The organism is Microbacterium suaedae, from assembly GCF_003254645.1.
Taxonomy (GTDB): domain Bacteria; phylum Actinomycetota; class Actinomycetes; order Actinomycetales; family Microbacteriaceae; genus Microbacterium; species Microbacterium suaedae.
Genome location: NZ_PNFD01000001.1, coordinates 1245730 through 1258152, shown reverse-complemented (window position 1 = coordinate 1258152; position 12423 = coordinate 1245730). Strand labels below are relative to the sequence as shown.

The window sequence follows — 12423 nt, the reverse complement described above, 5'->3', positions numbered from 1 at the left end:
CCGCTACACGATCGCCGAGTGACCGGGAAGCGGATCGGCGTCGGCGCGCAGGAGATCGGCGATGAGCAGGGTGCCGTCGAGCGGAGTTCCCTGCGCCGTCTCGACCTCGACCCCCGGTCGCGCTACGCGGACGCGCTCGAGCAGCGGACCGACGAGGCGCGGCACCGACGCCAGCCCGCCGACGACCGCGACGCGCTCGGCGATCCCCGGAGTGAGGGCCGCGACGAGCGTGCGCGACAGGTGGGACGCGGCGTCGTCGAGGATCCGGGCGGCGCTGGTGTCGTGAGTAGCGGCCGTGGCGACGTCCGGGACGAGGCTCGCGAGGATCCGCGCGCGGTCGACGACGGGGTAGATCGCTCCGGGCCAGCGGAGGATCGGGCCGAAGCGGGCGGATGCGATCTCGGCCAGCGACTCGCCGTCCTCGCGGCGCCCATCGAGGTGGGCCGCCGCGACGCGCAACGCCTCCATCCCGATCCACGCCCCCGATCCGAGATCGCCCAGCAGGTGACCCCAGCCGTCGACGCGCCGCCAGGCGCCGGCAAGGTCGGCTCCAAGCGCGATCGCCCCTGTGCCGGCCGCGAGCACGGCCCCGGGACGGCCGCCGAGAGCACCGACATGCGCTGCCACGATGTCCGAGGTGACGATCGCGCGATCCGCCCCGATATCGTGCGCGGCGCGGGCCTCGAGCTCACGCAGATCGCCGGCATGCGTGGTCAGTCCCGCGGCACCGATCGCAACCGCGCGGATCCGCGCCGCGCCGGCAGACGCGCGCACTTCGCGCGCGAGCCGTTCGAGCGCGGCGGCGGGGTCGTGCGCCACGAGGGCGGCCGTCAGGTCACCGAGATCGGCGCGGGTGACCGCCTCGCCCTGGCGGACGGCGAGGCGTGTACCCGAGCCCCCGATGTCGATCCCGACTGTGATCTCCTCCGGACTCACGGGGAGACGGCCTCCCGCACAGAGCCGTCGCTCGCGACGAGTCGAGCTCGCGCTTCGTCGGCCGACACGGCTGCGAAGGACATGACGATGGCGGTCTTGACCTCGCCATCGGCCTCTCGGAGAACCCGCTCCGCCTCCGCCTCGGTCATGTCGGTCGCCTCGCAGAGGATCCGCACCGATCGTCCGCGGAGCTTCCGGTTCGTGGCGACGACCGAGACCATGAGATTCGACCAGGTGCGGCCCACGGCGACCATGAGGGCGGTCGAGAAGCCGTTGAGCACGAGCTTCTCGGCCGTGCCCGCCTTGAGGCGTGTCGATCCCATGATCACCTCGGCGCCCGTGTCGGTGACGATCTCGATATCGGCGAGCGAGGCGAGGGTGCTCGCCGGATTGCTGGTGATGAGGGCGGTGAGCGCTCCTTGCGTGCGTGCGGTGTCGAGGGCGGCGCGCACGTACGGCGTCGTACCGCTCGCGGTGAGCCCGATCGCGACGTCGCTCGCGCCGAGCCCGGCCGCGGCGCGCGCACCCTCGGCCTGCGAGTCCTCGGCGTCTTCGATCGCGCGGACGAGCCCGGCCTCGCCACCGGCGATGTGGGCGACGACGCGTCCGGGTTCGAGGTCGAAGGTCGGCAGCAGCTCAGCCGCATCGAGGACGCCGAGTCGTCCGCTCGTGCCGGCGCCGAAGTAGTGGATCGTTCCTCCACGCCGGAAGCGCTCCGCGGCGGCGTCGACGAGATCCGCGACGGCGTCGAGTGCGGGTTCGACGGCGGCGACGGCCGCGGCATCCTGCTCGTGGAGGGCCTGCAGAACGCCGCGGGTCGAGCGTTCGTCGAGGTCGCGGGAGGCGTCGAGGCGCCCCTCGGTCGGGGGAAGCGTGGTCGTCATCGATTCACCTTCGTGGTCTGGCTCGACGGTGACCCGCCGGCGGAAAATAAACTACCCCACTCGGATACACTGCGACAATAATTTCCAAAAGGCTCGATGAGGAGACGAGGTGCAGGACATCTTCGTGCGCATGAGGCGGCAGCTGAGCTCTCTGAGCAAGGCGGAGCGCCGCGTCGCTGAGGCGGTGCTCGACGACCCCGCGCTCGCGACCCGGTCCACGATCACGCGGCTGGCCGCGGCCTGCGGAACCTCGGGAGCCACTGTGGCGCGGCTCTGTCGCTCGATGGGGTTCCGCGGGTACCCCGAGTTTCGACTGGCCATCGCCTCGGCAGTGAGCCGGGACGAGGCCTCGCGAGAGCACTTCCGCATCGACGACGCCGACATCGGATCCGACGACTCCGCGCGCGAGGTCGTCACGAAGGTCGCGTATCGCGGCGCGAAGTCCGTCGAGGACACGGCCCGTCACCTCGACGTGGCGGCGCTCGACGCCGCGGCCCGCGCGCTCGGCGATGCGCGTCGGATCGAGATCTACGGCGTCGGGCAGAGCGGCGTCGCGGCGCTCGACCTCGAGCAGAAGCTGCAGCGCATCGGGTGCCCTGCGTGGTCCACCGCAGACCCGCATCGCGCGCTCACCCGTGTCGCGCAGGCCGGCGCGGGTGACGTCTTCGTCGGCATCTCTCACTCGGGGGAGACGCCCGAGACCCGCGAAGTGATCGCGCTCGCTCGCGAGCACGGCGCGACCACGCTCGCGATCACCAACGTGCCGCGGTCGCCCGTCGGACGGGCGGCGGAGCTCGTGCTCGCGACGAGCGCGAGCGAATCGGTGTACCGCATGATGTCGAGTGGAATCGCGCAGCTCGCCGTCGTGGACTTCCTCATGGCACGGCTGCTGCAGCGCGCGTACCCCGACGCGAGCGAGAGCCTCGAGGGCGCGTACCGGGCGCTGCGTCGACACAATGCGCGCGAGGCGACAGGAGCAGATGATGACTGACGACACGGAGCTGATCGCGCTCGCGAACGGCGTGCTGTGGCCGGGATACCTCGGCCGGTCGATGCCCGACTGGGTGCGGCGCGAACGGGACGCGGGGCTCGCCGGGGTCGTCCTGTTCACGCAGAACCTCGGTGCGGATCCCGTGGATCCGTCGGACGGATTCCTCGTCGGCACCGATGAGGAGGGCGGAACCGTCACGCGCATCGACGCGGCGCGCGGATCCGAGGAACTCGGAGCGCATCAGCTCGGCGCCCTCGACGACGTCGCGGTCACCCGCGCAGTCGGCGAACGGCTCGCCCGCCGCTCGGGCGCGACCGGCGCGAACGTCGTCATCGCCCCCGTCGCGGACGTCAACGCGGATCCGCGGAACCCCGTCATCGGCACGCGGGCATTCGGTGCGGACCCGGCGCTCGTCTCGCGGCATGTCCGCGCCGCGATCGAGGGGATTCACTCGGGCGGGGCGATCGCCGTGCCCAAGCACTTCCCCGGCCACGGCGACACCGCGATCGACTCGCATCACGGCCTGCCCGTCACAGGCGCATCCGAGCGTGATCAGCGGGACGTGCACCTCCCACCCTTCGCCGCCGCGGTGGCGGCGGGGGCGCGGATGATCATGACGGCACACCTCGTCGTCCCGGCGTGGGGAGAGGATCCCGCGACCGCGAACCCGACGGCGCTGGCGGAGATGCGGGCGCTCGGCTTCGAGGGCGTCATCGCAAGCGACGCGCTCGACATGGCGGCCGTAAAGGACCGGTTCGGACCTGATGCGCCCGTGCGTGCGCTCGCCGCGGGGTGCGATCTGCTCTGCATCTCGAATCCCGCGAACCCCGGCAGCTCGGGCGACGACGAGGCCGACTTCCTCGCCGTGCGCGCGCGCATCGTCGACGCCGTCCGCTCGGGCGAGCTGCCGCTCGCGCGCCTCGAGGACGCGGCGGCACGCGTCGCGGATCTCCGGGCGCACGCACGGCGCCTCTCCTCGGCCGGCGAGGCGCCGACGCTCGACGTGGACAGCCTGGCCCGGCGCGCAGCGCGGATCGAGGGAACGTTCGTGCCGCAGCCCGGCCCGCGCGAGGTCGTCGACGCTCGGGCGGCCGCGACGTGGGCCGTCAGCACTACGGGATCCCGGTTCGCCGACGAGCTCGCGCGCGGCGGATCCGTCGTCGCGCCGGGCGCGGATCCGCGGGGCTCGGATCCCGTCGTCCTCGTCGACCGCCCCGCCGATCCGGCGCAGCGCGATGCGATCGCGCGCATCGCGGCGCGCCGCCCGGGAGCCGTCGTTGTGAACCTCGGCGTCGAACCGCCCGAGGCACTGCCGCTCCCCGCGCTCCACGTGCGTGCCGCGAGCCGTCTCGCCGTGCGCACCGCCGACGCGCTTCTGGAAGAGGGATCGGACGCGAGAATGGAGGCATGACCGTTCCGTTCCGCGCCGCGCACGATCAGATCCCCGTCTTCCGCCGGACACCGCTGCCCGCCGGCGCCGCGCGCGCCTGCTTCAACGAACCGCACGTGCCGCCGCTCGATGGCCTCGCCGAGGCGGTCGCCGCCGAGATTCCGCACCTGAATGAGTACGGCTCACGGGTCGACGAGGCGCGCGCGAACATCGCCCGCGCGCACGGACGGCAGGCCGACGACGTGCTGCTCGGCTCGGGCAGCATGGACCTCATCCGCGCGCTCATCGGATCCGTGTGTGAACCGGGAGACGAGGTGGTCACGAGCTGGCGCACGTTCGAGGGATATCTCCCCGCCTGTCACGCACATGGAGCGACGCCGGTGCGCGTGCCGACGACGGCTGAGGGCGCGCATGACGTCGACTCCCTGCTCGCGGCGATCACCGAGCGCACGCGGATCCTGCTGATCGCGAGCCCGAACAATCCTTCTGGGCGGGCGCTCACGCGTGAGCAGCTCGACCGGCTCCTCGCCGAGGTCCCGAGCCGCGTCGTGCTCGCGCTCGACGAGGCGTACAGCGAGTTCGCGACGAGCCCGCGCGCCGCGTTCGGGGCGCCCCTGTTCGCACCGGCGCCGGCGCTCCCCGAGAACGTCGTGGTCCTGCGTACTCTGTCGAAGAGCGCGGCCCTCGCGAGTCTGCGCGTCGGGTACGCGCTCGCGGCGCCGGGGGTCATCGAGGGGCTGTCGAAGATGCGCACGCAGAACGGCGTCGACCGACTCGCGGTCGCGGCTGCCGAGTTCTGCTTCACCGATCATGCCCTCGAACAGATCGAGGACCGGGTCACCTGGATCGCCGCCGAGCGGCAGCGCATCGAGCGCACCCTGCGCGACCGCATGGAGCGCGCCGAGATCGAGGGGAAGCCGCGTATCGAGATCGTCCACTCCGACGGCAACTTCGTCTGGCTCCCGGTCGGGTCGCGCGCCGAAGAGCTCCGCGACCATCTCGTCGACGAGGCCCGGGTCGTCCCTCGCGCCTACGCCGGCGAGGGTGTGCGGTACACGGTCATCGAGGCCGAGCACAACGATCGCTTCGTCGACGCGGTGTCGGAGTGGGCGACGCGGGGCTGAGGCCGAACGTCGTGTGTCAGCCGGGCAGATGAACCGCCGAGCCGCTGATGCGCACGCCGGCGTTCCCGGAAGCGTCGGTCTCGATGTGGCAGGGCTGGCCCATGTCCTCGCCCTGCAGCACCGTGAATGCTCCGTTCAGCGGGAGCAGACCGTGGTCGCGGAGGAAGCCACCGAGCGCACCCGCGGCGGCACCGGTCGCCGGGTCTTCGACGACGCCTCCGATCGCGAACGCATTGCGTGAGTGGATGAGGTCGGGCCGCTCGCGGTGGAGGAGACTGACTGTCCCCCACTCGCGCGACGTCATGAGATTCCGCATGCGCGCGAAGTCGTAGTCGAGATCCGCGAGCCGTTCGCGCGTACCTGCCCAGACGATTGGGTGCCACAGGCCGGCGAAAGCCACGCCGAGCGGGAGATCCGGGGAGAGATCCGCCGCATCCCACCCCAGCACGTCGAGAAGCTCGGCAGGATCGTCCAGAGCGGACGACTGAGTCGGCACGGTCGTCAGCGTGGCGACGAGGCCGGCGTCCCGCTGCTCGACCGTGACGGGGATCTTCCCCGCAGGCGAGTGCAGGACGAGGTCCCCGGGGCCGTCCTGCTCGCCCAGCGCAATCGCCGCCGCGATCGTCGCATGACCGCAGAAGGCCACTTCGGCAGACGGGGCGAAATAGCGGATGTCGTGCTCGCGCTCGCCGCGCCGCAGAAGAAACGCCGTCTCCGAGTACCCGACGTCGGCCGCCAGCCCGAGCATGTCGTCGTCGCTCATCCCCGTCGCGTCGAGAACGACGCCCGCAGGGTTCCCTCCGCCCTGAGCAGTGGGGAACGCGGAGAGTCGAAGGAGGTCCATCGCCCCAATCTAGTGTTCCGAGCATGCGCGCCCGCCGCGCCGAGGCGCCGCGACGGGCAGGATGGACTCATGAAGTACTGGATCGGGGCGCGTGGCGCCGACATGGGGGCGGGTGCGACGGGGATCGGCGTGATCGCCACGGACGACGACGGTGCGCTCGTGGGCGGCGACGTCGCGGTCGAGGCGCCGTCGCCGACCTGGCTCGCGCCGCACCCACGCCTCGATGTCGTGTACGCGGCGCTCGAGAAGGCCGGCCAGGTCGCCGCCTTCTCGCGCGTGGGCGAGACATCCCTCGCGCCGCTCGGCACCACGGTCGTCGTCGGCGAGGCGACGTGCCATGTCGCGGTCGCGCCCGATGGATCCGGCCTCGTGGCCAGCTGCTGGGGCGATGGCCGCGTTGCCTACGTGCCCCTCGGCGCCGACGGTGCGCTCGGGCTTCCGAGCCTCGCGCCGGCCGCCGCAGATCCCTACGACGTCGACGGTCGCCCGACCCGCGCCCACGCCGCCGCCTTCCTCCCCGACGGTCGCGTCGCCACGACCGATCTCGGCTTCGACCTCGTACGCATCTGGCGGATCGGATCCGGGCGCCTGCTGCCCGATCACGAGGTGGTGCTGCCATACGGATCCGGCCCGCGCCACATGGTCGTGCACGAGAGCGGCCGCCTGTTCGTCGTGACCGAGTTCTCCTGCGAAGTGTTCGCGCTCGCCGAGGGAGCGGACGGCAGGTGGGCGGTCGTGACCTCGACTCCGACGGGCGCCGCCGAGGGCGATACGGGGGCGGAGCTCGCCGCGTCTCCGGACGGCCGGATCCTTTATGCCGGGCTGCGCGGATCCGACCGCATCGCGGTCCTGAGCGTCGGGGCGGAAGCGCTCGAACCGCTCGCGGTCGTCGACGCGGGCGTCGCGGTTCCGCGCCACCACGTCGTTGCAGACGGCCGCCTGCTCGTCGCCGGCCAGGCCTCGGATGAGGTGGTCGCGCTCGCCCTCGACGAAGCGACGGGGATCCCGGGAGACGTCGTCGCGCACGTCGCGTCGCCGACGCCGCAGCACATCCGCCCGATCGGCCCTTCAGTGACTGCGTGAGCTCCCCAGCTCCCGCCTATTCCGTGAAGCCGAGCAGCTCGAGCGGGTGCGTGAGGCGCCACTCGAGGCTGGGACGAGGAAGATCGCCCGTCGTGACGAGTGCGACCTCGTCGCTGCCGAGTGCTCCCGTGATCGTCGCGGTGCCGACCTCGTCGCCCTCCGAGTCGCCCACCTCGACGGCGTACGAGGCACCGAGCTCCGGAACCTCGCCGTTCCAGAGCGTCAGCGATGCGGTGGCGTCGGTGACGATGTCTGCACGGGCGCCCCACGGTGTCGTCACGGTCGCGACGACCGTGCCTTCGGTCACCGAGTCGACCGGCTGCAACGAGAGTGCCGCCGTGTCGAGCAGATCGCGACTCACGCTCTCCTGCGCCTCGAAATCGAGCTGCCCCATCACGGCCGCGTAGACCTGGATCGGCTCTTCGCCCCCCAGGTCGACGTTCTTCGCGGTCGTGAGGTTGTAGCTCTTGACGTTCCACTCGTCGAGATGCCCCGTCTTGATGCCGACGATCCCGTCCTCGCCCATGAGCGGGTTCGAGTTCTCGACAAGACCGGCGCCCGGCAGCTCGACGCTGTCCTGCGCGACGATCTGCGCGACGACCGGGTGCTGTAGCGCGATCTGCGAGACCTTCACCATGGACGTCGGCGTCGACCGGTTGTCGGGGCTGATGCCCGTCGCGTCGACGACCATCGTGTCCTGGATGCCGTTGCTCTGCAGCCAGGACAGGGCGTCGGTCAGGTACGCGTCGCGATCGCCCTCCCACAGGGCGTCGACGAGCTTGTTCGCGTAGTTGCCCGCGGATCCCATGAGGATCCCCTCAAGCAGCTGATAGTAGGTGAGGGTCTCGCCGATCGGGACATCGAGCGCCGACTCGTTCGACCACCGCAGCGCGTTGGCCTCCTGCTGGTCGAGGTAGCCGAACTCGTACGCGGGGCCGTCCTCGCCGAGCGCGAGCGGCTGGCGTTCGAGCAGGGTCATGACCGTGATGACCTTCGTCAGGCTGGCCATGGGGCCGGCCGTCTCGGGGTTCTCGTCGGTCGCCGAGGTGAGGATCTGATCCGTGCCCTCGACGAGCACGGCCGCCTGCCCGTCGGACGGCCACGGCATTGCAGCAGTCGGTCCTGCGTGCGGATCGACCTCGGCCGCGGCGACTGTCGGGGGGACGTTGTCGAGCGGCCACACAGCGAAGGCCACGACGTACGCGACGGCGAGCACGATCGCGGTGATGATGGGAGCGAAGATGGCAGTGAGCCAACGCCGCCGTCGCGGCACGAGCTCGGCGGCGCCGCTGACGATCGGAGTCTGACCGGTCGCGACGCTCTCAGCGGTGAGCCACGCGAGCGCCTGTTCGGTGCGATTTCCGTCGTCTCGCGGCACGTAGGACGTCGTGACGGGTCGCTGCTCGTCGGGCGGGGTCACGGCGGTCTCCTCGGGCGTCGCGGCGGGGCTCTCAGCCTCGTCGTCGGCAGGTACGCGGGTCAGTTCGTCGGGGGCGTCGGCGTGCGCGACGGGGGCGATCGCGGTGGCTGCCGCGCCGCCCGCGGAGTCTGACTCCTCGGACGCAGCGGCGCCCGTCTCTTCGTGGGGAACAGCCTCGTCGCTCACCGCGTCGTCGGTCTCCTCCGCGTCGGCGTCGGCGTCGGTGCCGTCGTCGACAGCGTCGGTCGTTTCCGGCGCGTGGACGATCGGAATCGCGCCCGCGGTCGCGGGAGGCTCGGTGGGCGTCACCTTCCCGCCCGAGACGACGGGAAGCGTCTGCGTCGCCGTTCCGAGGATCTGCTGCAGATCCTGCTCGGGCGTCGCGCTGCGGCGCCGGAATCCTCGGAACATCTCGGCGATGATGCGCACCGAATCGGTCTGCGGCTGGGACGAGTTGGAGAACGGCACGGAGGATCCAGCGCTCGCGGGAGCGTCGTCGGCGGATCCGTCGTCGACGTGGGGCATGTCGAAGAGCCCCGTGATGGTCGGCACCGGCTCCGTTGGGGGGCTGTCGTTCGCGACAGTCTCCGCCAGATCGGCTCGCTCTTCTGCGTCGGACGCCTCGACGCGGTCGTCGACGGGACGCTCGTCGTCGCGCCCTCCGTTGCCCTCGTCTCTCCCCACGCGGTCAATTTACTCGATGCCGTCGGGCGTTCCCCGCAGATCGGCGCCCGAGCACCTCACGATCCGATGACGGTCTGATACCCGGCGGCTGGCGCCCGGCACCGTGCGGTGCCTATACTCCAGGCGCCGAGGTCATCACCTCGCCTGCCGCATCACCCGATACGGCAACACCACGGGAGTCCGACACGCCGGGCTGAGAGGGCGCACGCCGCGCCGACCGTCGAACCTGATCCGGATCATGCCGGCGCAGGAAGGGAGATCGCACATGTCTGCATCCGTACCCGGAACGACCAACGCGGGGGGCCGCCGCATGCAGTGGCGCGTCGTCGACATCGTCGTGGCGAGCGTCGTCGCCGTCGCGTGCTCGGTCATCTTCATCGTCTGGAACGTCGGCTACGAGGTGCCGGGCAGCCTGCTCACCGCCGTCACGCCGGGTCTTGGCGGCCTCATGATCGGCCCGTGGCTCATCGCGGGGGTGCTCGGCGGTCTCATCGTGCGCAAGCCGGGCGCCGCGCTCTACACCGAGGTCGTCGCCGCGATCATCTCCGCGTTGATCGGCAACGCATGGGGGCCGCTCACGATCGTGTCGGGTCTCGCCCAGGGCATCGGCGCGGAGATCGTCCTCGCGATCTTCCTCTACAAGCGGTTCGGCCCGGCGGCGGCCGCGCTCGCGGGCGCGGCAGCGGGTCTCGGTGGCGGCATCAATGACCGCATCGTCTGGTACCAGGGCGCCGATTCGGCGTTCACGGTCATCTACATCGCGTCGACGACCGTGTCGGGTGCGATCGTCGCGGGCCTCGGCGGGGGGCTCATCGTGCGCGGGCTCGCGGCCACCGGCGCGCTGAACAGGTTCGCCGCGGGGCGCACCGGCGCGAAGCGCGTGTGACGGGCGCCCACGTCTCCGCCCGCGGGTGGGGGTGGCGCTACGCGACGCGCCACGCCTGGGCCGCGCGTGGGCTCGACCTCGACGTCGCGCCGGGTGAGCGGATGCTCCTGACGGGGCTGTCGGGATCCGGAAAGTCGACGCTCCTGCACGCGCTTGCGGGCGTGCTCGGCGGTGACGACGAGGGCGAGTCCGAGGGCGTGCTGACGATCGACGGTCACGAGCCCCACGCCGCTCGCGGCCGCTCGGGGCTCGTTCTGCAGGATCCCGACACTCAGGCCGTCATGCATCGTGTCGGTGACGATGTCGCCTTCGGATGCGAGAACCTCGGCCTCCCGCGCGACGAGATCTGGGACCGCGTGCGCGAGGCCCTCGAGCTCGTCGGTCTCGACGTGCCCCTCGACCACTCGACGAGCGCGCTGTCGGGAGGCCAGAAGCAGCGGCTCGCGTTGGCCGGCGCCCTGGCGATGCGGCCGGGCGTCCTCCTGCTCGACGAGCCGACAGCGAACCTGGACCCCGCCGGCGTCGAGGAGGTCGTCGCCGCTGTCGCGCGGGTGGTCGAGGCAACAGGAGCGACCCTCCTCGTCGTCGAGCACCGCGTCGAGGCCTGGCGGGGCGTCATCGACCGAGAGGTGAGGCTCGGCCCCATCACAACGCAGTCGATTCCGCCCGGCCCAGCCGGGAGGGGCGGTGCGTCGGGGGTGTTGTCCGCCGAATCGACTGCGTTGTGTTCTGGGGAGCCGCTGCTCGAGGCGCGCGACCTCCACGTGGGACGGATGGCGGGGCAGAGCGTCGCCGGCCCGATCGATCTCGACGTGCGGCCCGGGGAGGTGCTCGGGATCACCGGGCCGAACGGCGCCGGGAAATCGACGCTCGGCCGCACCCTCGCCGGGCTGTTGCCCCCCGTATCGGGGCGCGTCGAGGCGGCGAACGCTCTCCGCGACGGCGCGAAGCCGCACCCGATCCGCTGGCAGTCGCGTCAGCTGCTCACCCGCATCGGGACGGTTCTTCAATCGCCCGACCATCAGCTTCTCGCGTCGACGGTGCGCGCGGAGCTCGAGGTCGGACCCCGCGCGCTCGGCCTGCCCGACGACAAGATTGCGCGCCGCTCGGACGAGCTTCTGGAGCGCCTGCGCCTCGACCACCTCGGCGCCGCGAACCCGCACACGCTGTCGGGCGGAGAAAAGCGGCGGCTCACGGTCGCGGCGATGCTCGCGACGCGTCCGCGCATCTGCGTGCTCGACGAGCCGACGTTCGGCCAGGATCCGCAGACGTGGCGCGAGATGGTCGGCATCATCGACGGCCTCCGGCGCGAGGGCATCGCAGTTGTCGCCATCACGCACGACCTCGATCTGCTCGAGACCCTCGGCGCCCGCGAGCTCGCCCTGGCGGGTCGCGCATGATCCCGTCGACAACAGCGCCCCGCGGGCCGCTTGCGCGCATCAACCCGGTCGCGAAGCTGGCGGCCGCGCTGCTCATCGCGCTGCCGCTCGTGGTGACGGTCGACTGGGTCTCGGCCGTGACGGCGCTCGTCCTCGAAGTGCCGATCTTCCTCGCGAGTGGCCTGCGGGCGCGCGCATTCTGGACACGCACGCTTCCCGTCTGGGTCGCGGCGCCCCTCACCGCGGTCACGATCGCCCTATACGGCGCGCCGAGCGGCGACACGCACGTCGAGTGGATGCTCATCCACGTGACCGACGGATCGCTGCAGCTCGCGGCCGCGACGTTCTTCCGGATCCTCGCCATCGCCCTGCCCGGCGTTGTGCTGTTCGCAGACGTCGATCCGACGGACCTCGCCGACGGGCTCGCGCAGCGCGCGAAGCTGCCCGCGCGGTTCGTGCTGGGCGCGCTCGGCGGGATGCGGCTCATCGGTCTGCTCGTGAGCGACTGGCGTGAGCTCGAGGCGGCCCGCCGCGCGCGCGGCGTGGCGGACAGCGGGCGGATCCGACGCGTGCTCGGCATGGCCTTCGCTCTCGTGGTCCTCGCGATCCGTCGTGGATCCCACCTCGCGACCGCGATGGAGGCGCGCGCTTTCGGATCCGACGAGCCGCGCACCTGGGCGCGCGAAAGTCCGTGGGGTGCGCGCGAATGGGCCCTGACTGGGGCGGGGCTCGCGATCAGCGCGACGGCCCTCGCCGTGACGACCGCGACGGGTCACCTCAACGTGATCCTCGGCGGCTGATG

General features: G+C 71.8%; 11 protein-coding genes and 1 riboswitch. Of the genes, 7 read left to right on the top strand and 4 right to left on the bottom strand.

All coding sequences use genetic code 11. The features are described from left to right. Positions 1-3: 3 nt before the first annotated feature. Together C0012_RS05580 and C0012_RS05575 are read right to left on the bottom strand one after the other, a co-directional pair. Positions 4-936 carry an N-acetylglucosamine kinase gene (locus tag C0012_RS05580; RefSeq protein ID WP_110590089.1) on the bottom strand — a complete coding sequence of 311 codons (933 nt, stop codon included), beginning with the start codon at positions 934-936 and terminating at the stop codon, positions 4-6. Further along, positions 933-1820, bottom strand: a complete 888-nt coding sequence (locus tag C0012_RS05575; RefSeq protein WP_110590088.1) for an N-acetylmuramic acid 6-phosphate etherase — start codon at positions 1818-1820, stop codon at positions 933-935. Before C0012_RS05575 ends, C0012_RS05580 begins: the two co-directional genes overlap by 4 nt. 109 nt (positions 1821-1929) lie before the next feature. On the opposite strand from C0012_RS05575, the gene C0012_RS05570 reads away from it, so the two are divergent. From C0012_RS05570 to C0012_RS05560, 3 genes are read left to right on the top strand one after another with little or no spacing between them, the layout of a single operon-like run. Then, positions 1930-2811: a MurR/RpiR family transcriptional regulator gene (locus C0012_RS05570; protein WP_110590087.1), complete on the top strand. Its 882-nt coding sequence runs from the start codon at positions 1930-1932 to the stop codon at positions 2809-2811. Then, positions 2804-4222: a glycoside hydrolase family 3 N-terminal domain-containing protein gene (locus C0012_RS05565; RefSeq protein ID WP_110590086.1), complete on the top strand. Its 1419-nt coding sequence runs from the start codon at positions 2804-2806 to the stop codon at positions 4220-4222. Before C0012_RS05570 ends, C0012_RS05565 begins: the two co-directional genes overlap by 8 nt. Next, positions 4219-5325, top strand: a complete 1107-nt coding sequence (locus tag C0012_RS05560; protein WP_110590085.1) for an aminotransferase class I/II-fold pyridoxal phosphate-dependent enzyme — start codon at positions 4219-4221, stop codon at positions 5323-5325. Before C0012_RS05565 ends, C0012_RS05560 begins: the two co-directional genes overlap by 4 nt. 16 nt (positions 5326-5341) lie before the next feature. Here the strand turns inward: C0012_RS05560 and C0012_RS05555 are convergent, their stop codons facing one another. Then, positions 5342-6169: a PhzF family phenazine biosynthesis protein gene (locus C0012_RS05555; RefSeq protein WP_110590084.1), complete on the bottom strand. Its 828-nt coding sequence runs from the start codon at positions 6167-6169 to the stop codon at positions 5342-5344. 69 nt (positions 6170-6238) lie between these two features. Between C0012_RS05555 and C0012_RS05550 the strand changes: the two genes are divergently transcribed. After that, positions 6239-7252: a lactonase family protein gene (locus tag C0012_RS05550; RefSeq protein WP_110590083.1), complete on the top strand. Its 1014-nt coding sequence runs from the start codon at positions 6239-6241 to the stop codon at positions 7250-7252. A gap of 16 nt (positions 7253-7268) precedes the next feature. Here C0012_RS05550 and C0012_RS05545 read toward each other — a convergent pair whose 3' ends face one another. Further along, positions 7269-9356, bottom strand: coding sequence for a D-alanyl-D-alanine carboxypeptidase family protein (locus C0012_RS05545; protein WP_110590082.1), 2088 nt, complete (start codon positions 9354-9356; stop codon positions 7269-7271). 162 nt (positions 9357-9518) lie between these two features. Next, a riboswitch (TPP riboswitch) is annotated at positions 9519-9627 on the top strand. Between C0012_RS05545 and C0012_RS05540 the strand changes: the two genes are divergently transcribed. From C0012_RS05540 to C0012_RS05530, 3 genes are all read left to right on the top strand, one after another. Beyond that, positions 9622-10242: an ECF transporter S component gene (locus C0012_RS05540; protein WP_110590147.1), complete on the top strand. Its 621-nt coding sequence runs from the start codon at positions 9622-9624 to the stop codon at positions 10240-10242. Its footprint overlaps the riboswitch before it by 6 nt. Continuing rightward, positions 10239-11642: an ABC transporter ATP-binding protein gene (locus tag C0012_RS05535; protein WP_110590081.1), complete on the top strand. Its 1404-nt coding sequence runs from the start codon at positions 10239-10241 to the stop codon at positions 11640-11642. The genes C0012_RS05540 and C0012_RS05535 overlap by 4 nt, the downstream gene beginning before the upstream one ends. After that, positions 11639-12421, top strand: a complete 783-nt coding sequence (locus C0012_RS05530; RefSeq protein ID WP_110590080.1) for an energy-coupling factor transporter transmembrane component T family protein — start codon at positions 11639-11641, stop codon at positions 12419-12421. Before C0012_RS05535 ends, C0012_RS05530 begins: the two co-directional genes overlap by 4 nt. Positions 12422-12423 lie beyond the last annotated feature (2 nt).